Annotated in this window: 18 protein-coding genes; 7 read left to right on the forward strand and 11 right to left on the reverse strand. The window is 69.8% G+C overall.

What is annotated here, in order from left to right; translation table 11 throughout:
• The first annotated feature begins 71 nt into the window (after window positions 1-71).
• Together QA861_RS16810 and QA861_RS16815 are read left to right on the forward strand one after the other, a co-directional pair.
• Window positions 72-845 (forward strand): SDR family NAD(P)-dependent oxidoreductase, encoded by a 774-nt coding sequence (locus QA861_RS16810; RefSeq protein ID WP_334589130.1) that lies wholly within the window; start codon window positions 72-74, stop codon window positions 843-845.
• A 93-nt stretch (window positions 846-938) separates the two neighbouring features.
• Window positions 939-1,646, forward strand: a complete 708-nt coding sequence (locus QA861_RS16815) for an ester cyclase (RefSeq protein WP_334589131.1) — start codon at window positions 939-941, stop codon at window positions 1,644-1,646.
• Between the two features lie 84 nt (window positions 1,647-1,730).
• On the opposite strand, the gene groL is transcribed toward QA861_RS16815, so the two are convergent.
• The 4 genes from groL to QA861_RS16835 form a co-directional block, all read right to left on the reverse strand.
• The gene (gene groL / locus QA861_RS16820; RefSeq protein ID WP_334589132.1) at window positions 1,731-3,353 is read right to left on the reverse strand and encodes a chaperonin GroEL; all 1,623 of its coding nucleotides are present in this window, start codon (window positions 3,351-3,353) and stop codon (window positions 1,731-1,733) included.
• Window positions 3,354-3,483: 130 nt separating this feature from the next.
• Window positions 3,484-3,792, reverse strand: a complete 309-nt coding sequence (gene groES, locus QA861_RS16825) for a co-chaperone GroES (protein WP_006377800.1) — start codon at window positions 3,790-3,792, stop codon at window positions 3,484-3,486.
• 368 nt (window positions 3,793-4,160) lie between these two features.
• Window positions 4,161-4,961 carry a polysaccharide deacetylase family protein gene (locus tag QA861_RS16830; RefSeq protein ID WP_334589134.1) on the reverse strand — a complete coding sequence of 267 codons (801 nt, stop codon included), beginning with the start codon at window positions 4,959-4,961 and terminating at the stop codon, window positions 4,161-4,163.
• Window positions 4,958-5,848, reverse strand: coding sequence for a polysaccharide deacetylase family protein (locus QA861_RS16835; RefSeq protein ID WP_334589135.1), 891 nt, complete (start codon window positions 5,846-5,848; stop codon window positions 4,958-4,960). Before QA861_RS16835 ends, QA861_RS16830 begins: the two co-directional genes overlap by 4 nt.
• A 126-nt stretch (window positions 5,849-5,974) precedes the next feature.
• Between QA861_RS16835 and QA861_RS16840 the strand changes: the two genes are divergently transcribed.
• On the forward strand, window positions 5,975-7,159 hold the full coding sequence (locus QA861_RS16840) for a class I SAM-dependent methyltransferase (protein ID WP_334589136.1): 1,185 nt from the start codon (window positions 5,975-5,977) through the stop codon (window positions 7,157-7,159).
• Between the two features lie 69 nt (window positions 7,160-7,228).
• Here QA861_RS16840 and QA861_RS16845 read toward each other — a convergent pair whose 3' ends face one another.
• The 5 genes from QA861_RS16845 to QA861_RS16865 all read right to left on the reverse strand — a co-directional run bounded on the left by QA861_RS16845 (window position 7,229) and on the right by QA861_RS16865 (window position 12,904).
• Window positions 7,229-8,509 carry an RNA polymerase sigma factor gene (locus QA861_RS16845; RefSeq protein ID WP_334589137.1) on the reverse strand — a complete coding sequence of 427 codons (1,281 nt, stop codon included), beginning with the start codon at window positions 8,507-8,509 and terminating at the stop codon, window positions 7,229-7,231.
• Between the two features lie 87 nt (window positions 8,510-8,596).
• Window positions 8,597-8,953 (reverse strand): YciI family protein, encoded by a 357-nt coding sequence (locus QA861_RS16850; protein ID WP_334589138.1) that lies wholly within the window; start codon window positions 8,951-8,953, stop codon window positions 8,597-8,599.
• A 194-nt stretch (window positions 8,954-9,147) separates the two neighbouring features.
• Window positions 9,148-10,245 (reverse strand): LCP family protein, encoded by a 1,098-nt coding sequence (locus tag QA861_RS16855; protein ID WP_443041492.1) that lies wholly within the window; start codon window positions 10,243-10,245, stop codon window positions 9,148-9,150.
• 73 nt (window positions 10,246-10,318) lie between these two features.
• Window positions 10,319-11,677 carry a glycoside hydrolase family 10 protein gene (locus QA861_RS16860; protein WP_334589139.1) on the reverse strand — a complete coding sequence of 453 codons (1,359 nt, stop codon included), beginning with the start codon at window positions 11,675-11,677 and terminating at the stop codon, window positions 10,319-10,321.
• Window positions 11,678-11,851: 174 nt separating this feature from the next.
• Window positions 11,852-12,904: a LacI family DNA-binding transcriptional regulator gene (locus QA861_RS16865; RefSeq protein WP_334589140.1), complete on the reverse strand. Its 1,053-nt coding sequence runs from the start codon at window positions 12,902-12,904 to the stop codon at window positions 11,852-11,854.
• A gap of 141 nt (window positions 12,905-13,045) precedes the next feature.
• Between QA861_RS16865 and QA861_RS16870 the strand changes: the two genes are divergently transcribed.
• From QA861_RS16870 to QA861_RS16885, 4 genes are read left to right on the forward strand one after another with little or no spacing between them, the layout of a single operon-like run.
• Window positions 13,046-14,389 carry an ABC transporter substrate-binding protein gene (locus tag QA861_RS16870; protein WP_334589141.1) on the forward strand — a complete coding sequence of 448 codons (1,344 nt, stop codon included), beginning with the start codon at window positions 13,046-13,048 and terminating at the stop codon, window positions 14,387-14,389.
• Window positions 14,386-15,276, forward strand: coding sequence for a carbohydrate ABC transporter permease (locus QA861_RS16875; RefSeq protein WP_334589142.1), 891 nt, complete (start codon window positions 14,386-14,388; stop codon window positions 15,274-15,276). Before QA861_RS16870 ends, QA861_RS16875 begins: the two co-directional genes overlap by 4 nt.
• A gap of 4 nt (window positions 15,277-15,280) precedes the next feature.
• Window positions 15,281-16,186 carry a carbohydrate ABC transporter permease gene (locus QA861_RS16880; RefSeq protein WP_443041493.1) on the forward strand — a complete coding sequence of 302 codons (906 nt, stop codon included), beginning with the start codon at window positions 15,281-15,283 and terminating at the stop codon, window positions 16,184-16,186.
• A gap of 56 nt (window positions 16,187-16,242) precedes the next feature.
• The gene (locus QA861_RS16885; protein WP_334589143.1) at window positions 16,243-18,570 is read left to right on the forward strand and encodes a beta-xylosidase/alpha-l-arabinosidase; all 2,328 of its coding nucleotides are present in this window, start codon (window positions 16,243-16,245) and stop codon (window positions 18,568-18,570) included.
• 160 nt (window positions 18,571-18,730) lie between these two features.
• Here the strand turns inward: QA861_RS16885 and QA861_RS16890 are convergent, their stop codons facing one another.
• Both QA861_RS16890 and QA861_RS16895 read right to left on the reverse strand, forming a co-directional pair.
• Window positions 18,731-19,669, reverse strand: a complete 939-nt coding sequence (locus QA861_RS16890) for a DUF3152 domain-containing protein (protein WP_334589144.1) — start codon at window positions 19,667-19,669, stop codon at window positions 18,731-18,733.
• Window positions 19,666-20,682, reverse strand: coding sequence for a hypothetical protein (locus QA861_RS16895; protein WP_334589145.1), 1,017 nt, complete (start codon window positions 20,680-20,682; stop codon window positions 19,666-19,668). The genes QA861_RS16890 and QA861_RS16895 overlap by 4 nt, the downstream gene beginning before the upstream one ends.
• Window positions 20,683-20,729 lie beyond the last annotated feature (47 nt).

The raw sequence follows: 20,729 nt of genomic DNA on the forward strand, positions 1-20,729 counted from the left end.
CGGGGACTTCACGATCGGGAGAGAGCGTGCAGGGGGCGGACGGGCACAGCCGGGGTCACTAATCTTGCGCCATGACAACGGCTTTGATTACGGGATCCACCGCGGGTATCGGCGCCGCGTTCGCGCGGCGGCTGGCGGCCGACGGCCACAACCTCGTCCTGGTGGCGCGCGACGCCAAACGGCTCGGCGAGCAGGCGACCGAACTGCACGACCGGCACGGCATCGAGGCGGAGGTGCTGAGCGCCGACCTCGCGACGGACGCCGGTATCGAGGCGGTGGCCGCACGCCTCGGGGACCGCAAGAACCCCGTCGACCTGCTGGTCAACAACGCGGGCTTCGGCAACAAGGGCCGCTATCTCGACGTCTCGATGGAGGACGAGCTGCGGATGCTCAAGGTGCACTGCGAGGCGGTGCTGCGGCTGACCAGTGCGGCGGCCGAGGCCATGCGGGAGCGGAGGCGCGGGGGTGTCGTCAATGTGGCGTCCGTCGCCGCATTCGTGCCGCGCGGGACGTACGGGGCGTCGAAGGCCTGGGTCGTGCAGTTCACGCAGGGGGCGGCGAAGGATCTGGCGGGGAGCGGGGTGCGGCTGATGGCGCTGGCTCCCGGTTTCGTACGTACGGAGTTCCACGAGCGGGCCGGGATGGGGACGGACAACATCCCGAACTGGATGTGGCTGGACGCGGACAAGCTGGTCGCGGCGGCGCTCGCCGATCTGGCCCGGGGCAAGTCGCTGTCGATTCCGGACCCGCGCTACAAGGCGCTGATGGGCGTGGTGAAGGTGACGCCGCGTGCCCTGCTGGGCGGGATCTCGTCGAAGACGGGGCGGAAGTACGGGCCTCAGTGACACGTTTACGGGCCGGTGTGAAGGAGGTGGTGCCGCGACTCCGGTGGGAGTATGGAGAGAGGTACCGGACCCAGGGGGGCCGGAGGCGGCGCCATGACATTCGTACAGCTGATTGACTGCAAGACCAGTCGGTTCGACGAGATGAACCGGTTGATGGACACCTGGGTCGAGCAGACCCAGGGCAAGCGGAGCGCGACGCACACGCTGATCGGCAAGGATCTCTCGGACTCGTCGCACTTCGTCGAGATCGTGGAGTTCCCCTCGTACGAGGAGGCGATGCGGAACTCGAATCTTCCGGAGACGGACCGGATCTTCCGGGAGATGGTCGCCCTGTGCGACGAGATGCCGACGTTCACGGATCTGGACGTGGTGCGGGACGAGCAGTTGTGCGCGGACTCCTCGCGGCGCTTCTTCGAGGTGATCGCCATCCGGGGTGAACTGCCCCCGCTCAACGACCTGTTCGTGGAGAGCTATCACGAGCACGATCCGTCGAACGAGCAGGATGCCATCGGGCTGGACGCGGCCCGGCGCGTTATCGAGATGTGGCGTGAGGGCTTCGACTTCGCGTTCACCGTGCACGACCAGATCGCCCAGGGCGACCGGGTCTGCACCCGCTGGACGTGGAACGGGACCCAGCGCGGCGACTTCCTCGGGATTCCCAGCAGTGGCAGGCAGGCCTCGATGACCGGCATGACCATCCACCGGTTCGACGCTGACGGGAAGATCGTCGAGGGCTGGTGGGAGTACGACCGGCTGGGGCTGATGGGGCAGCTCGGAGTGCTGGACTCCTTGGAGCAGTAGAGAGCATCGGACCGCCCGCGAAGGGAGAAGCCCCCCGTTCCAGCCAGGAACGGGGGGCTTCTTCGTGCCGCGTGAGCTGTTGGCTCAGTGGGAGTGGCCGTGGCCACCGGCCGCGGCCGGCTCTTCCTCTTCCTTCTTCTCGACGACCAGGGTCTCGGTCGTGAGGAGGAGGGAGGCGATCGAGGCCGCGTTCTCCAGGGCGGAGCGGGTGACCTTGACCGGGTCGATGACGCCGGACTTGACCAGGTCGCCGTACTCGCCGGTGGCGGCGTTGAAGCCCTGGCCCTTGTCGAGCTCGGCGACCTTGGCGGTGATGACGTAACCCTCCAGGCCGGCGTTCTCGGCGATCCAGCGCAGCGGCTCGACGGCGGCCTTGCGGACGACCGCGACACCCGTCGCCTCGTCGCCGGTCTTGCCGAGGTTGCCTTCGAGGATCTTCACGGCGTGGACGAGCGCGGAGCCACCGCCGGAGACGATGCCCTCCTCGACCGCGGCGCGGGTCGCGGAGATCGCGTCCTCGAGACGGTGCTTCTTCTCCTTCAGCTCCACCTCGGTGGCGGCGCCGACCTTGATCACGCACACGCCGCCGGCCAGCTTCGCGAGGCGCTCCTGGAGCTTCTCGCGGTCCCAGTCGGAGTCGGTGTTCTCGATCTCGGCCTTGATCTGGTTGACACGGCCGGCCACGGCACCCTTGTCGCCACCGCCGTCGACGATGACCGTGTCGTCCTTCGAGATGGTGACGCGGCGGGCGGTGCCCAGCACGTCGAGGCCGACCTGGTCGAGCTTGAGGCCGACCTCCTCGGCGATGACCTCGGCGCCGGTGAGCGCGGCCATGTCGCCGAGCATCGCCTTGCGGCGGTCACCGAAGCCGGGGGCCTTGACCGCGACCGCGTTGAACGTGCCGCGGATCTTGTTCACGACCAGGGTCGACAGGGCCTCGCCCTCGACGTCCTCGGCGATGATCAGCAGCGGCTTGGAGGAGTTGGTCTGGATGACCTTCTCCAGCAGCGGCAGCAGGTCCTGGATGGAGGCGATCTTGCCCTGGTGGATCAGGATGTACGGGTCGTCGAGGACGGCCTCCATACGCTCCTGGTCGGACACCATGTACGGGGACAGGTAGCCCTTGTCGAAGGCCATGCCCTCGGTGAAGTCGAGCTCCAGGCCGAAGGTGTTGGACTCCTCGACGGTGATGACACCGTCCTTGCCGACCTTGTCCATCGCCTCGGCGATGAGCTCGCCGACCTGCGTGTCCTGCGCGGAGAGCGCGGCCACGGCGGCGATGTCGGACTTCTCCTCGATCGGGCGGGCGGTCGCGAGGAGTTCCTCGGACACGGCCTTGACCGCCGCGTCGATGCCCTTCTTCAGGGCGGCCGGGGAGGCGCCGGCGGCGACGTTCTTCAGGCCCTCGCGGACGAGCGCCTGGGCCAGCACGGTGGCGGTGGTCGTACCGTCACCCGCGATGTCGTTGGTCTTGGTCGCCACCTCCTTCACCAGCTGGGCGCCGAGGTTCTCGAACGGGTCGTCGAGCTCGACCTCGCGGGCGATGGTGACGCCGTCGTTGGTGATGGTGGGAGCGCCGAACTTCTTGTCGATGACGACGTTGCGGCCCTTGGGGCCGATCGTCACCTTCACCGTGTCGGCAAGCTTGTTGACGCCGCGCTCAAGGGCGCGACGGGCGTCCTCGTCGAACTTCAGGATCTTCGCCATGGGAGCGGTTCAGCCCTCTCGGAAACTTGGGAGAAACGAACTGCGCCCCCAGCACCCGGCTTGTTGAGAGTCGCGGGGGCCAGGGGCGCAGTTCACTGCAATGCTGGTAATGCTGATGGAACCGGGTGAATTACTTCTCGACGATCGCGAGCACGTCGCGAGCCGAGAGGACGAGGTACTCCTCGCCGTTGTACTTCACTTCGGTGCCGCCGTACTTGCTGTACAGCACGATGTCGCCGGTCTTCACGTCGAGCGGCAGGCGCTCGCCGTTCTCGAAGCGGCCCGGGCCAACTGCCAGGACAACGCCCTCCTGGGGCTTCTCCTTGGCGGTGTCCGGAATGACCAGGCCAGAGGCCGTGGTCTGCTCGGCTTCGAGCGGCTGGACCACAATGCGGTCCTCGAGCGGCTTGATGGCAACCTTGGAGCTGGTGGTCGTCACGATCCGACCTCCCCCTTCGGAGATCTCACGGGGTTAACTGTCTGAGGTGGCGACCAGGTCGATCCGTCGTCGCGGGTGCCGGACCTGCCCGTCGCTGTTGGCACTCTCCAGGGGGGAGTGCCAGAACTGAGACTATGGCTGCGATTAGCACTCGGTCAAGCGGAGTGCCAATGTCGCCGACGGTTCGGCGGGCGGGGGGCGTGTGATCGTGGGTTCAGGTGAGGTGCCGTTTGTCGGGGTGGGCGCCGGTTTCTGGGGGCTGTGCCCCCAGAAACCCCTACGGCCCTGAACGGGCCTTGTCCTCAAACGCCGGACGGGCTGAAGGTGCCGGCCCGGGCCCGAGGTGGCAGCTGGGAAAGGCGCTCGGGTCAGAGATAGTCCTCCAGACGGCCCACGCTCAGGCCTCTCCTCTGTACCTCCCGGAGGAGCTGCACCGTTCGTTCGACCAGGGGTGGGGCGTTCAGGTCGTCGTCCGGGCCTACCAGGGCGATGGTGCCCGGCCCGAGGGGCTCCTCCCCCGGTGTCCACAGCACCAGCGCCGAGGCCCCGCAGTCCGAGGCCGCTCTGAGGGTGGTCGTGTCGTAGGTGCCGTAGGGCGGGCGGAAGAGGCGGGGGCGGAGGCCGAAGCGTTCGCGGAGTCTGTCCTGTTGGCCGCAGATCTCGGCGCGCTGGCCGGCGTACGGCAGGCCCCGTAGGGACTGATGGTGCAGGGTGTGGTTCTGGACGCTCGCGCCGACCTCGCGCAGGCGGGCGAAGTGGGCGTAGCCCGGGCCCACAACGCTTGCCGTGAGGAACATGCTGACCGGGAGGCGCAGTTCGCGGACCAGGTCGACGAAGCGGGGGTCGCGTTCGGCGCCGTCGTCGTAGGTGAGGAAGACGACCTTGTCGTGGGTCGGGACGCGGTCGACGACCGGGGGGAGACCGGGGCCTGCCGTGCGAATCCTGCGGGGGTGCGGGGGCGGGGCCAGGCGCACGGGGGACGACAGGCCCCAGCGGCGGTACGCGGGCGTGTCGGTGGCCGGGGAGGGGTGTGTGCGGGTGTGGTGGGCCGCGTGGGCCGCTTTTCTGCCGAGGCGTTCGATGGGGTCCACGGACTGGGCGCAGCCGGTGGCGGTCGTCGCCAGGAGCGCGGCGGCGAGTGCGGCGGCGGCCAGGGGGCGCGCGGTCACAGGTAGTCCTCCAGACGGGCTACCGCGTATCCCTTGGCGGTGACGAGCTTCATGAAGCGGCGGACCATGTCGGGCATCGTGCCCTTTCCGTCGTCCTTGCCCCGGAAGTGGCTGAGGACGATGTCGCCGGGGTGGAGGTCCCGGTCCCCTTCCCGGTAGTCCCAGTGGTCGGCGAAGACCTCCTCGTTCCAGAGTGGGACGTACTTCACGCCGCACGACTTCGCCGCGCGGAGACTGTCCTCGTCGTAGTTGCCGTAGGGCGGGCGGAAGAGGGCCGGGCGGGTGCCGTACTGCTTCCTGATCACGTCCTGCATGCCGCAGATCTCGGCCTTCTGGCGCTCGTAGGAGAGGGCCGGCAGGTAGCGGTGATGGAGGGTGTGGTTGTCGAGTACGACACCCCGGTCGCGCATCTTTCTGAAGTAGCCGTAGTCCTCGTTGACCAGGTAGTCGCTGAGGAAGGCGGTGTACGGGATCTTCAGTTCGCTCATCATCCGCAGGAACGCCGGGTCCTTCTCGGCGCCGTCGTCGATGGTGAGGAAGACGACCTTGTCGCGGGTGGGGATCGTGGTGAAGACGGGCGGCAGCCCGCGTGCCTCGTGGTCGTCCACCTCGAAGCCCTTACGGGTGGTGAGCCTCGGTTTGCGGGTGGGGGGTGCTGGTGCGGTCAGTGGGGGCGCGGCCAGGCCCCAGTGCCTGGCGGCGGCGACCCGGGCCGCGGCGGAGCGGCGCAGGTTCCGGGCGTACGCGTCGAGGGCACGCGCCGGGGGTGCGTGGAGGCGCAGTTCCTGGCCCGGGGCGGGGCGGCCTCTCTTCGGCGGGGCGGCCCCTTGCGCGCAGCCTGAGGCGAGCGCGGCCATGGCGAGCGCGATGATCCCGGCCCGGACCATTGACCTGTTTTTGTAATTTTGTCCTACTGTCCGCATGGTGCCGGATCTTCCCAGCGCGGGGCCGCGGAACTCGGCCGACACCGCCGCGGGAAGCACGCCGTCCACCGGCTGGCCCACAATGACCCGGTGAACGACCTCGCCGCACCCCTCTCCGCCTTCGCCGCCCTGCTCACTCCGGTGGGCCGCGCCCTCCTCGACGAGGTGCGCGGTACCGAGCCGGCCCGTGAGCTGGCCGTCGCCACCCGGCTGCGCCGCGAGCACCCCGCCGAGCTGGTCTCGGCGGCGCTCGGACAGGAGCGCCTGCGACAGCGGGCGGTGGCGAAGTTCGACACCGAGGACGCCGGGCGGATGTTCTTCACGCCCAACGGGGTCGAACAGTCGACACGGGCGAGCGTGGCCGCGTACCGGGCGGGGCGGTTCGCGGAGTTGGGCGTGACCTCGGTCGCCGACCTGTGCTGCGGGATCGGCGGCGACGCGCTCGCACTCGCCCGGGCCGGCATCCGTGTCCTCGCCGTGGACCGGGATCCACTCACGGCCGCCGTCGCACGCGCGAACGTCGACGCGCTGGGCATCGGTGATCTCGTGGAGGTACGGGAGGCGGATGTCACCGATGTCGACACGACGGCGTACGACGCGGTGTTCGTCGATCCCGCGCGACGCGGGGGGCGCGGGAGGATCTTCGATCCCGAGGCGTACTCACCGCCGCTGTCGTGGGCCGTGGAGGCGGCGCGGAAGGCTCCGCTGGCCGCGCTGAAGATCGCTCCCGGTGTGCCGCACGAGGCGATTCCCGCCGACGCCGGGGCCGAGTGGATCTCGGACGGCGGGGACGTGAAGGAAGCGGTGCTGTGGTTCGGGACCGAGCCCGGCGTAATTCGGGCAACTCTGCTGCCCGGACCGCGTGTTCTGGTCGGGCGGGGGCTGCCGGACCCTCAGGTGCGCCCGGTGGGGCGGTACTTGTACGAGCCCGACGGCGCCGTCATCCGGGCACATCTGGTGGCGGAGGTGGCCGAGGAGGTCGGTGGGGGGCTCGTCGACGAGACGATCGCCTATGTGACGGCGGATGAGCTGCGCACCACTTCCTATGCCTCCGCTTACGAGATCACCGATCAACTGCCTTTCGGGGTGAAGAAGTTGAAGGCGCTGCTGCGGGAGCGGGAGGTCGGGGTGCTGACCGTGAAGAAGCGGGGGTCGGCGGTCGAGCCCGAGGAGCTCCGGAAGATGGTGAAGCCTCGGGGGGCCAACTCCGCGACGGTTTTTCTTACTCGGGTGGCGGGGGCGCCGGCGATGCTTGTTGGGCATCCCGTGCGGTGAGCTCCGCTGGTTGGGCGGTTCTTTACGCTGCCGGTCCGGTGGGGGCTTGTCGCGCAGTTCCTCGCGCCGCTAGGGGGCGCACTCCTTCGCTCTGGTTCTTAGCCAGTTCCGTTCTTGTTCGTTCTGTGTCAGGTCTGCTGCTCTGAGGAATTCCGCTGCTGCCTCCTTTGCGCGGCCCAGGCGGAGGAGGAGGTCGCCTCTTACGCTGGGGAGCAAGTGGTAGTCCTGCAGGGCCGGTTCGGCTGTCAGGGTGTCGATGATCTGGAGGGCGGGGGCCGGACCCTCGGCCATCGAGACGGCCACCGCTCGGTTCAACTCCACCACCGGGGACGGGGATCGGACGGCCAGGGCCGCGTACAGGGCGGCGATGCGGGGCCAGTCCGTGGCGTCGTAGGAGTGGGCGTGGGCGTGGCAGGCGGCGATGGTGGCCTGGAGGGCGTACGGGCCCGGGCCCGACGTGGTGGTCGTGGCGCCGGCCGCTTCGGCTCGGGCCAGGGCTGTGAAGCCGCGGGCGATCAGCATGCGGTTCCAGCGGGAGCGGTTCTGGTCCTTGAGGAGCACCGGTTCGCCGGTCGGGCCCGTGCGGGCCGCCGATCGGGACGCCTGAAGCTCCAACAGGGCCGTCAGCGCGTGCACTTCGGGTTCCTTGGGCATCAGGCCCGACAGCACGCGGGCGAGGCGCAGGGCGTCCTCGCAGAGGGCCGGCCGCAGCAGGTCGTCGCCTGCCGTGGCCGCGTACCCCTCGTTGAAGATCAGGTAGATGACCTCCAGCACCGAGCCGAGACGGGCCTCGCGCTGTGGGCCGTACGGGACCTCGAAGGCGACGTTCTTCGTCGCGAGGGTTCGTTTGGCGCGGACGATCCGCTGGGCGACCGTCGCCTCGGGGACCAGGAAGGCGCGGGCGATCTCGGGGGTGGTGAGGCCGCCGAGGAGGCGGAGGGTGAGGGCGATACGGGCCTCGGCGGACAGCACCGGGTGGCAGGCGGTGAAGACGAGACGCAGCAGGTCGTCGTCGATGTCGTCGGGGGCGGACGGCTCGACGGGCGGGGCGGTCGTCTCCAGGGTCCGGCCGATCTCCGCCAGCTTGCGGGCGTAGGTCTCGCGGCGGCGGACCATGTCGACGGCGCGGTGTTTGGCGGTGGCCATGAGCCAGGCGCCCGGGTTGTCGGGGACGCCGTCGCGGGGCCACTGTTCGAGGGCGGCGACCAGCGCGTCCTGAGCGAGTTCCTCGGCGATGCCTATGTCCCGGACGGTACGGGTGACGGCCGCGATGATGCGGGGGTATTCGAGGCGGAAGACCGTCTCGACGGATCGCTCGGTCACGGAGTCGGAGGTGGGCTGCTGGGTCACAGCCCACCATCAGACACCGTCGGCGGCGATCGGCCAAGGAAGCCGGGAGAGCAATGAGGGACGCAACGAGGCCAGGGGGGGCTTTGCTCAGCCCTCCGCGATCTCCCGTACCTCGCAGGTGACCGTCCAGTGCTCCTCGTGGACCTTCAGGAAGCGCTTGGTCCACTCCAGGGCCTCGGCCATGTCCTTGCACTGCATGACCGCGTAACCGCCGATGATCTCCTTGGACTCGGTGAAGGGGCCGTCGGTGACGGAGAGCTTGCCGTCCTGCCAGTGCACGCGGGCGCCCTGCGAGGTGGGGGTGAGACCGGCGGTGTCGAGCATCACGCCGGCCTTGGTGATCTCCTCGATCAGCTCGCCCATGCGCTGCATCAGCTCGGGGCTGGGGCCCTCGGCGGGGGCGGTGGCTTCGTCGATCTTCACGAGGGACAGGTAGCGGGGCATCGGGTTCCTCCTTGGGCGGGGCCCGGTTCCTTCCGGGCTCTCACCTGTGCGTCGAACGGGGAGGGCCGGGATCGACACGGCTGCGGAAACTTCTTCGGGAAATTTTCCCGGGAGGTGTTTCCGCAGCTCAGAGGCTTCCTCTCAGCATGATCAACGCGATCTCACGATCTACGTGATCTACGTGATCTACGTGATCAACGCAAGGTCGCCCACAACTCCGCCGCCTCCGGCTCCTGGGCGACCACCCGGTTGGCGTTGGACGCCGCTGTCACCACCGGCATCGTCACCGTCGCCAGCTCGTCCGCCGACAGGCCCTGCATGCTCTGGCCCAGGCTCGTCAGCTCGCTGAGCGAGTTCAGGCCGGTGTCCGTGGTCAGGCCGGCCGTGGCCACGTCGGCGACCTTGTACAGCTTGGCCGGGCTGGTCAGCAGGTTCGTCGAGGAGATCTGCTGGAGGAGGGCCTTGACCAGTTTCTGCTGGAGACCTATTCGGCCCAGGTCGCTGCCGTCGCCTATGCCGTGCCGGGTGCGGGCGAGGGCGAGGGCCTGGGTGCCGTCGAGGTGGTGTTCGCCCGCCGTCAGGTCGAGGTGGCTGTCGTCGTCGTGGATGTCCTCGTCCGTCGTCACCGTGACGCCGCCGAGCGCGTCCACCAGGTCCGCGAAGCCGGCGAAGTCGACCTCCAGGTAGTGGTCCATGCGGACGTTCGTCATCGCTTCCACGGTCTTGACCGCGCAGACCGGGCCGCCGACCGAGTACGCCGTGTTGAACATGGCGCCGTACGCCTCCGCCGTCGAACCCCCGTCCGGCAGGGGGCAGGGCGGGCGCGTGACCAGCGTGTCGCGCGGGATGCTCACGATCGTCGCCTTCGTGCGGCCCGCGTCCAGGTGGACGACCATCGCGGTGTCGGACCGCGCGCCCTCACTGCTGCCGCCGCCGAGTGCCTGGTTCCGCTTGCCGGTGCGCGAGTCCGACCCCAGGACCAGAATGTTCAGCGCCTCGCTCGGCAGCGGTGTCGCCGAGGCGGACGCGCCTGCCGAGGGCAACGACCGCGTCTTCGCCGGGCGGTTGTCGCCGAGCGCGCTGTCGATGTCGACGCTCTTGATGTTGTCGTTCAGGTGCCAGTAGGCGTAGCCCGCGCCCCCGGCGGCGAGCACCAGGGTGCCGGCCAGGGTGAAACCGACGGCCTTCATCCAGCGCGACGACCGTCGGCCCGCCTGCCCGGCCACCTGTCTTTCCGCTTGTCTTTCCGCGCCCCCGTCGTCATCCGACGTCTTTCCCTCGTCTCCCGTCACACGGAAGAACGTACGTCCGAATTATTACGAGCAGGGGCGCATGCCCGGCATTCTTCGGAAAATCTCACACTTCTCAGCCCAGCGTGACCGTCGGTACGGCGTTGCTCCCGCTCCATGTCCCGTTGAAGCCGAAGCTCACGGAACCGCCGCTCGGCACCGTCCCGTTGTACGAGGCGTTCGCGCAGGTCACCGCCGCCCCGGCCTGGGTGCAGGTCGCGTTCCAGGCCTGTGTGACCTGCTGACCCCCGCCGTACGTCCAGCTCACCTTCCACGACGACAGCGAGCGGCCCGCGGAACAGGCGATCGTCACCTGCCCGGTGAACCCGGTGTTCCACTGGCTCGGGACGCTGTACGTCGCCGTGCAGCCCTCCGTCGACGGGGTGCCGCCGAACGACTGGGCGATGGCGTAGTACGCCGGTTTCGGGGCGAAGCTCTCCGTGTACGGGGTCGCCGCGCCGTATCCGTCGAAGACGTCCGGGATCCACGAGTCGGCGTCGGTGAAGCCCCAGACCGTCACGCCGACGCACCGGGTCACGGCCACGCAGGCGCCCATGACGGCCTTGTAGTCGGCCGCCTGCTGGGTCAACTTGGCGTCCGTGACGGGAAGTTGCATACGGATGTCCAGTTCCGTGATCGCCACGTCGACGCCCAGATCGGCGAACCGCTGGATGTTCTGCTGGAGGGTCGAGGGGTACTGACCGAGGATCAGGTGAGCCTGCAGGCCCACTCCGTCGATCGGGATCCCGCGCTCCTTCAGGGACTTGACCAGGTTGTAGAGGGCCGTGCTCTTCGCGTTGACGCCCTCGACGTTGTAGTCGTTGATGTAGAGCTTCGCCGCCGGGTCGGCCGCCCGCGCCCAGGTCAGGGCCTGGGCGATGTAGTCGGTGCCGAGGTTGTTCGACCAGAGCGTCGAGCGGTAGGTGCCGTCCTCGTTGAAGGGCTCGTTCACCACGTCCCAGGCCGCCAACTTGCCCTTGTAGCGCGTGACTTCGGTGGTGATGTGGTCCTGGAGGATGGTGCTGAGCTGGGCCGGCGTCCAGGTGCCGTTCGCCAGCCAGCCGGGGTTCTGGCTGTGCCAGACCAGGGTGTGGCCGCGCACCTGCTGGTTGTGGGCCTGGGCGAAGGCGACGATCTGGTCGGCCTCGGTCCAGTTGTAGGTGCCCCGGGTGGGCTCCACGGACTCCCACTTCATGGCGTTGCCGGGGGTGAGGGAGTTGAACTGGGCGCCGGCGAGGTCGCCGTACGTGCCGGTGAGCTTGGAGCCGGTGACGGCTGTGCCTATGACTTTGCCCTTGGTGGTGGCTAGGTCGCGCAGTGGGGGGTCTGCCGCGGTTGCCGTCCCGGCGAGGCCGAGGAGCAGGGTGGCGGTGGTGGCTGCGGCCGTGAGGACGGCTAGCAGGCGGGGGTGTGGTGCTGTTCTGGAGGGGCTCATTGCGGGGGCCTCCGAAAGTTTCGGTTGTTCAACCGATTGACTTCGGAGCAGTTTGGGGGGTGTTGGGGTGCTCGTCAATAGAGATGGGGTGCGGAGGTGTGTGGGTCGGCTGCGGGGGCGTCGTGGCTTGTCGCGCAGTTCCCCTCGCCCCTAGGGAGCTGCCCTGAGCCCCTACTACACGGTTGACGGTGGTGCTGTGCTGTTGCGTACCACCAGGCTTGTTGCCAGTTCTACCCTTGTGGCTCCTGAGGTGCCGTCCTCGCGGCCGAGGTTCAGGACCAGCTTGGCTGCCGTTTCCGCCATTTCCATGAGGGGCTGGCGGACGGTCGTCAGCGGGGGGCCGACCCAGCGGGTGACCGGCAGGTCGTCGAAGCCGACGACGCTGAGGTCCTCGGGGATACGCAGGCCCAGTTCGCGGGCGGCCTCGTACAGGCCCAGGGCCTGGAGGTCGTTGCCGGCGAAGACGGCGGTCGGGCGGTCGGGGGAGCGCAGGAGTTCGAGGCCGGCGCGGTAGCCCGTCTCGTGGTGGAAGTCGCCCACCTTGATGAGGGCGGGCTCGACCGGCAGGCCGGCCGTCTCCAGCGCCGCGCGGTAGCCGTCGACGCGGGCGCGGCTGCACATCATCCGGGAGGGGCCGCTGATCGCCGCGATGCGGGTGTGGCCCAGCTCGACGAGGTGGCGGGTGGCCGCCAGGCCGCCCTGCCAGTTGGTCGCGCCGACCGAGGGCACGTCGTCGCCCGGGTCGCCCGCCGGGTCCATCACCACGAACGGGATGGAACGGCTGGTCAGCAGCGCCCGCTGGGACTCGTCGAGGCCCGAGAGGACGAGGATCACGCCGTGCGGGCGGCGAGCCGCGACCTGGTCGGCCCAGGTGCGGCCCGGGGTGAGGCGACCCGCGCTCTCGGAGAGGACGACGCTCAGCCCCTCCTCCCGCGCCGCGTTCTCCACACCCCGGATGACCTCCATCGCCCACGCGCTCTCGAACTCGTGGAAGACCAGGTCGATCAGCGGGGAGCGGGTCGCCTCGGCGCGGCGGCGACGGTAGCCGTAGGACCGCAGCAGGTCCTCGACGCGGGTCCGGGTCGCGGGGGCGACATCGGCACGGCCGTTGAGCACCTTCGAAACAGTCGGAGCGGAGACGCCTGCCTCGCGGGCGATCTCGGCGAGCGTCGCGGTCTGCGTGGACTGCGGTGTCGTCTGCGTTTCAGCGGGTTTCGAGGGTCTCATGGCGGCGATCGTATCCCTGCGCGCCCTCTTGACGAAGACCCTGTCCCACCATAAGTTCCCGGAACATTCGAAGTACCACCCGAAAGATTCGTACAGAGACTCGTTCAGGTTTCGTTCAGAACATTCGCGAGAGGTGCTGTCATGGAGTCGAACAGAGGGCGGTCCACCCGGCCCACCGGTACGGCGTTCAGCAGGCGCTGGGTGCTCGGCGCCGGCGCGTCCGCCCTGCTCACCACCGGCCTCAGCGCCTGCGGCTCGGGTGAGGGTTCGGGCGGTGGCGGGGACACGGTCACCGCGTTCGTGTACGGGGACGACGCCGTGAAGGTCCAGGCCGCGGCTGCCACGCGGTTCAACAAGTCGGCGGCCGCGAAGACGGCCAAGGGCAAGGTCAAACTGGAGAAGATCCCGGGGTCGGACTACTCCGCGAAGCTGCGCACGGCGATGGGCTCGCCCAGCGCCCCGGACGTCTTCTTCAACTGGGGCGGCGGCTCCATCAAGGCGTACCAGGAGGCCGGCAAGATCGTCGACCTGACCGACATCATCGAGAACGACCCGGTGCTGAAGAACGGCTTCCTGCCGTCCGTGCTCGCCGCCGGTGATCTCAAGGGCCGTCACTACGGGATACCGATGCGCGGTATGCAGCCGGTGATCCTCTTCTACAACAAGTCCGTGTTCGCCGAGCAGAAAATCCAACCGCCCACCACCTGGGACGAGTTGCTCGCCGTCAACAGCAAGCTGAAGAAGGCGAAGATCACCCCCTTCGCCCTCGGCGGCTCCGATCTCTGGCCCGAACTGATGTGGCTGGAGTACCTGGTGGACCGTATCGGCGGCCCCGAGGTCTTCAAGCGCATCCAGGACGGTGACGCCGAAGGCTGGGGCGACCCGGCGGTCCTGAAGGCCGCCGAGATGGTGAAGGAACTCATCGACGACGGCGCCTTCGGCGACAAGTTCACCTCCGTGTCGTATGTCAACGGCGGCGCTCCGGCGGTGTTCGCCAAGGGCAAGGCGGCGATGCATCTGATGGGCTCGTGGGAGTACTCGACGCAGCTCGGCAAGTTCCCCGACTTCGCCAAGTCGAGCCTGGGCTGGGCGGCCTTCCCGAAGATCGAGGACGGCGTCGGCGACGTCCGCAACGTCGTCGGCAACCCCACCAACTACTGGTCGATCAACCCCCGTACGAAGAACAAGGACGCGGCGATCGCCTTCCTCAAGGACTGCGCGTCCGAGGCGTACGCGAAGGACCTGGTCGCCCTCGGCGACGTACCGACCACCTCGAACGCGGCGGCGCTGCTGTCGTCCGCGCCCAACCCGGAGTACGCGAAGTTCCAGTACGAGATGGTCCAGCAGGCGCCCGCGTTCACGCTCTCCTGGGACCAGGCACTCGGCGACGAGCTGGGCACGAAGATGCACACGGAGATCGGAAAGCTCTTCACTGGCAAGTCGACGCCCAGTGAGTTCGTGTCGGCCTGCAAGGAGTTGAAGTGAGCTCCACGGTCACCTCCGGGGGCGGAAGAACGGTGAAGGCGCGGGCCGGGCGGCCGAATGCCGTCTGGGCGCTCCCCGCGGTCCTCTTCTTCACCTTCTTCGCGGTCGTCCCGATGGGCCTCGCCTTCTATCTCTCCTTCACCAAGTGGGACGGCCTCGGCGACCCGAAGCCGGTGGGTCTCGCCAACTGGCAGAAGCTGCTGGACGATCCACGGCTGACCCAGTCGCTGGGGATCACCGTCCTTCTGATGGTGACAAGTTGGGTCTTCCAGACGGTGATCTCCCTGTTGCTCGGCGTATGGGCGGCGGGCCGGCAGCGCAACCGGGCCATCCTCTCCGGGATCTTCTTCGTCCCGTTCCTGCTCTCCTCGACGGCGATCGGGCTGCTCTTCTACGCCCTGCTGGACCCGAACTTCGGCATCATCCGGGAGAACATCCTCGGCTCGTCGAGCGGCGCCTTCCTCGTGATCGTCTTCGTCGGCGCCTGGCAGTTCATCCCCTTCCACACCCTGATCTACCAGGGCGGGGCCCGCCAGATACCCGAGGTCCTCTACCAGGCGGCGGCGATCGACGGCGCCGGCCGCTACCGCCAGTTCTTCTCGATCACGCTCCCGCAGCTACGGCACACCATCACCACGTCCACCATCCTGATGGTCGTCGGCCTGCTGACGTACTTCGAGACCGTGCTCATCCTCACCAAAGGCGGCCCAGGCACGGACACGGCGATCCTGCCGTACCTGATGTACGAAGCCGGTTTCAAGAGTTACGACTTCGGCTACGCGAGCGCCATCGCGTCCTTCCTGGTCGTGACCGCGACGGGACTGTCCGTGCTCCTTGTGCGACTGACCGGCTTCGGCGGCATGCGCAGTACGCGTGAAGGGATGTGACGGAGTGTCACACGACACGCTTCCTCGTCCCACGACGACCGACAAGCGCCCGGACCGGCCGCGGACCGACGCTCACCGTCGGCGCAGGCACTGGTCGAGGCGGGCCAACCCGCTGGCGGGACTGGGCTCGATCATCTGGCTGGTGATCGTCCTCGTCCCGATCTACGCCATGCTGTCGGCCTCGCTCACCGGACCCGACAAGGCGCTCACCGGCAACCCCCTGAAGCCGCCCACCGATCCGACCCTCGACAACTACAACACCGTTCTCCACTCCGGCTTCTGGCATCTGCTGAGCAACACGGTGATCGTCGCCGTCACGGTCGTGGTCATCGTCCTCGTGCTCTGTGTCCCGCTGGCGTACGTGGCCGTGCGCACCCGCACCCGCTGGTCGGGGGCGGCCTTCCGGCTGTTCCTGCTCGGGGTGGCGATCCCGGCCCAGGCGGTGGTGGTCCCGCTCTATCTCCTGATCGCCAAACTCGACCTGTACGACAGCCTGTTGGCGGTGATCCTGCCGACGGCGGCCTTCGCGATGCCGGTCTCGGTGCTGGTCCTCACGGGCACCCTGCGGGACATCTCGGAGGACCTGTACGAGGCGATGGCCCTCGACGGCGCCTCCCCCGTCCGCATGCTGTTCCAGCTGACCGTCCCCCTGGCCAAGGGCGGCATCAGCACCGTCGTGATCTTCTCGGCCCTGCAGGCCTGGAACGGCTTCCTCTTCCCGCTGATCTTCACCCAGTCCGACGAACCCCGCGTGCTCACCCTCGGCCTCTTCAACTTCGTGAGCCAGTTCGGCGTGAACATCCCCGCCCTGCTCGCGTCGGTCGTCCTCTCCGGCATCCCGATCTTCGCCGTCTACCTGGTGGCCCGGCGGGCGCTGATCGGCGGCCTGATGGGCGTGGGGGGCAAGTGACCACCGGCGACCACGCAGACACCGAACTCGCAGACTCTGACTCTGACAGGAGTTCCATGACGACCGCCCCCTGGCGTGACCGCGCCCTGTCCGCCGACGCCCGCGTCGACGACCTGCTCTCCCGGATGACCCTGGAGGAGAAGACCGCCCAGCTGTACGGCCTGTGGGTGGGCGCCTCGACGGACGGCCACGGGGTCGCCCCGCACCAGCACGACCTGACCCCGGCCTTCCAGTTGGACGACCTCATCCCCCTGGGCCTCGGCCAGCTCACACGCCCCTTCGGTACGGCCCCCGTTGACCCGGCGCTGGGCGCGCAGGCGCTGGCCCGCGCCCAGCGCCGGATCGCCGAGGCGGGCCGCTTCGGCATCCCGGCGCTGGCCCACGAGGAGTGCCTGGCGGGCTTCACGGCCTGGCGCGCGACCGCCTACCCGGTCCCGCTGGCCTGGGGCGCCACCTTCCACCCCGAGCTGGTGGAGGAGATGGCGGCCCGCATCGGCCACGACCTCGCCTCGGTCGGCGTGCACCAGGGCCTCGCCCCGGTCCTGGACGTCGTACGGGATGCGCGCTGGGGCCGGGTGGAGGAGACGATCGGGGAGGACCCGTACCTGGTGGGGACGATCGGGTCGGCGTATGTGCGGGGTCTGCAGTCGGCGGGGATCATCGCCACCCTGAAGCACTTCGCGGGATACGCGTCCTCGGCCGGCGCCCGCAATCTCGCTCCCGTCCGGGCGGGAGTGCGGGAGTTCGCGGACGTGACCCTGCCGCCGTTCGAGATGGCGCTGCGTGAGGGCGGGTCGCGTTCGGTGATGGCCGCCTACAACGAGACGGACGGCGTCCCGGCCTCCGCCGACCCATACCTTCTCACCCAACTCCTGCGCGAGACCTGGGGGTTCACGGGAACGGTCGTCTCGGACTACTTCGGCATCGCCTTCCTGGAGACCCTGCACCGGGTCGCGGGGACACCGGCCGAGTCGGCCCACCTGGCACTGGCAGCCGGCATCGATGTCGAGCTGCCGTCGATCGGGAGTTACGGCGACGCGCTGGTGACGGCGGTACGGGCAGGGGACGTACCGGAGTCGCTGGTGGACCGGGCGGCGCACCGCGTCCTGACGCAGAAGTGCGAGCTGGGTCTCCTGGACGAGGACTGGCGGCCGGAGCCGGACGGCGGGCCGATCGACCTGGACTCGGCCGGAAACCGGGCGCTAGCCCGCCGGTTGGCGGAGGAGTCGGTGGTACTGCTGGACAACCCGGACGGGCTGCTCCCGCTGGCGCCGGACACGCGGATCGCCGTCGTCGGGCCCCGGGCGGCGGACGCGCTGGCGATGCTGGGCTGCTACTCGTTCCCCTCGCATGTCCTGCCGAGCCATCCGGAGTCCCCGGTGGGCATCGACATCGCCACGCTCCTTGACTCCCTGCGCGCCGAACTCCCGGACGCCAAGGTGACGTTCGCGCAGGGCTGCGACACCTCGGAGCCGGGCGACGCGGGCTTCGCGGAGGCGGTGGCCCGCACTGCCGAGGCGGATGTGTGCGTGGCGGTACTCGGCGACCGGGCCGGCCTGTTCGGCGCGGGCACGTCGGGTGAGGGCTGCGATGTGGCGGAACTGCAACTGCCCGGTGTGCAGGCGGAGTTGCTGGACTCACTGGTGTCGACGGACGTCCCTGTGGTGCTTGTACTGCTCACCGGCCGCCCGTACGCGCTGGGCCGTTGGCACGGCCGACTGGCGGCGGTGGTACAGGCGTTCTTCCCCGGGGAGGAGGGCGGCCCGGCAGTCGCGGGAGTACTGTCGGGCCGCGTCACCCCGTCGGGCCGGCTGCCGGTGAGTGTGCCGCGGGAGCGCGGGGGCCAGCCGTGGACGTACCTCCAGCCGCCGCTGGGACTGGCGGACGGGGTGAGCAGCCTGGACCCGACGCCGCTGTATCCCTTCGGGCACGGCCTGTCGTACACCTCTTTCGCCTGGGAGGGCTTCGAGGAGGGGGTCGCGGGCGCGGGCGGCGCGGCGCAGATCGGGACGGACGGTTCGTACGAGGTGTCGGTGACCGTCCGCAACACGGGTGCGCGGGCCGGGGCGGAGGTCGTCCAGCTGTATCTGCACGACCCGGTGGCCTCGGTGACCCGGCCGGATGTGCGCCTGATCGGTTACGAGCGGCTGGAGTTGGCGCCGGGGGCGGCGAGCCGGGTCACGTTCCGCTTCCACGCGGACCTGTCGGCGTTCACGGACCGTTCGGGACGCCGGATCGTCGAACCGGGCGTGCTGGAGCTGCGGTTGGGGGCGTCGAGTGCGGACGTGCGGCACGCGGCTCAGGTGCGACTGGTCGGTGAGGTGAGGGAGTTGGGGGTGGACCGGCGGCTGCGGTGCGAGACGTCGACCGCCCCGGCGGGGTAGGCCCTGTCGTCGAATTCCCGTCGTCGCCCAGCGGGCGGCCCGGCGGCGTCAGGCTGGTGACCGGGGGCACCTCCCACGCCCACAAGGCAGTGGCGGAGCGTGCGTGGCGTCGCCGGGCAGACGGGAATTCGACGACAGGGACCGGCCCCGCCCGGTCGGCTCACGGGACGGCGGGGCCGCTCAGGTAGCGGCCCCGCGTGTCGTACGGCCAGGCGTTGGACACGCAGCCCTTGAGGCCGTCGATCTGCTGCATCATCGCGGGCGCGGGGCGGCCGGGACCCGGGCATGTCTCGTGGCCGCGGCCCAGCCAGTGGCCGACCTCGTGGTTGACGATGAGGGCGCGGTACTCGACCGGCGGTCCGTCGAACTCGGGGGAACCCAGCTGCCAGCGCTTGAGGTTGATCACGACGTCGGAGCCCGTACGGCAGTTGACCTCGCCTATGTGGTCCGCCTGCCGTACGTCGCACAGCTTGTCGGTGGTGGACGCGGTGGCGACGCGGAACGTCAACTCCGCTTCTGGTCCGGTGACTTGGCGGAAGCGGGCACCGGCCCGGCCCCAGCCGCGCCCGTCGCCCAGGATGACGCCGATCTGCCGGGCGGCGTCCGCCGGGTCGACGCCCGCACCCTTCTCGACCTGGACGCGGAAGGGCGTCCCGGAGGCGGGCCCGGTGACGGTGACCGGTGCCGTGTCGAAGGTGCCGGGGCCGGAGGCGGGGATGGCGGGCTGCGAGGAGGAACCGGTCCCGGCGCCCTTCCCTGGCCCTTTCCCGGACCCGGAAGTGCCGCTGCCGTCAGGGGACTTGGGTGACTCGGACGGCTCGGGAGCCGCGCCGGCGGTGGAGTCGTCCGGGGGCTGACTCGCGCCGTCCGCCCCCGCACCCGGGGTGGGCTCGGCCGGTGTCCGGGCCGCCTCCGGGGAGCGGGACTGCGACGCGCTGTCCGGCAGCAGCCGGGGCAAAAGGACCGGCACCGCCGCCGTACCGAGCGCGGCGAGGCAGACCGTGGCGCCGATCGCCCCGATACGGGTCCGGCGCCTGCGCCGCCGCCGTAACGCGATCAGGCGGCCCGTCCGGTTCACCGCACGTCGTTGCTCACTCATCGGGGGGAACCGCCTGTCTCACTCGTACCGAGGACATTGCTCAAGTCGATCGCCGAGGAGGACTCGGCGGTGGAGGGCTGGGGTGTGAAGGGCTGGGGTGTGCGGGCCTGGCGTGTGGGGGCCCGGGGTTTGGGGGTCCGGGTCCTGTCGGGCGGCGCGAGGGATGCCCCGTCCGTGGGGTTCGCCCCCTGCTCCTCCGCTCCGTACAGCGCCTGGGCCTCCATCTCGGCCTTCACCTCGGACAGCAGGGCCGGGGTGCCCGCCGCCGCCACCAACTGGTCGGCGCTCACGGGTGGGGAGACCCTCGCGTCGGTGTCCGGGCCGACGGTCAGCTCCACGGTGCTGTCCGCGTAGAGGTAGCTGACGCTGACGGACTGGCCGCCCCACAGGGCGCCGCCCGCCACGACGACCCGCGCCTCGATCCGGCCGGACAGCCACGCCGTACGGCAGGTCATGGCCGTCTCGGGCGGGTCCGGGCATACGACGAGGGCGTCCGACCCGGGCTCGACCCGCAAGGTCACGGGGAAGGTGTGCCCGCCGACCCGACCGGCGAAGAGACCCTTGTCGTCCACGGACACGGTCCCGATCAGTTGGCCCAGCGCCCGGGTCAGCGCCTTGGCCATGCGCATCCTGCGGGCGGTCTCCGACATGTCCGAGGCCACCGGCACCGGCACGGTCGATGCCGGTGAGGGTGACGGTGGCGTCGCGGAGGGGACGGCGGGCGGTGCGACCGCCGGGCTGACGGGCGCGGACGCGTGGTCCCCCAGGCCGCCGAGCACGGCCGAGCCGACGCCGCCGATCGCGAGGACCCCGGTCACCGCACCGGCCACGGCGGCCCGCGCCCGGACCCGGCGACGCCTGCCGAGGCGTATCGCCTCCTGCGTCAGATCGGGCAGCGGGGCGAGTCCGGCGGCGGCCCGCTCCATCAGGTCCCTCAGCTCTCCGACGACCGCGTCGTCGGGCCCGGCGTCCGGCTCGGGCCCGTGCGGGCGGCCGGGTGGCGTGTCGTGCACGGATGCTCCTCTCAGCACTGGCGGCGTACGGGGGATACGGGGGCGGG

It is taken from the genome of Streptomyces sp. B21-083 (genome assembly GCF_036898825.1).
Taxonomy (GTDB): domain Bacteria; phylum Actinomycetota; class Actinomycetes; order Streptomycetales; family Streptomycetaceae; genus Streptomyces.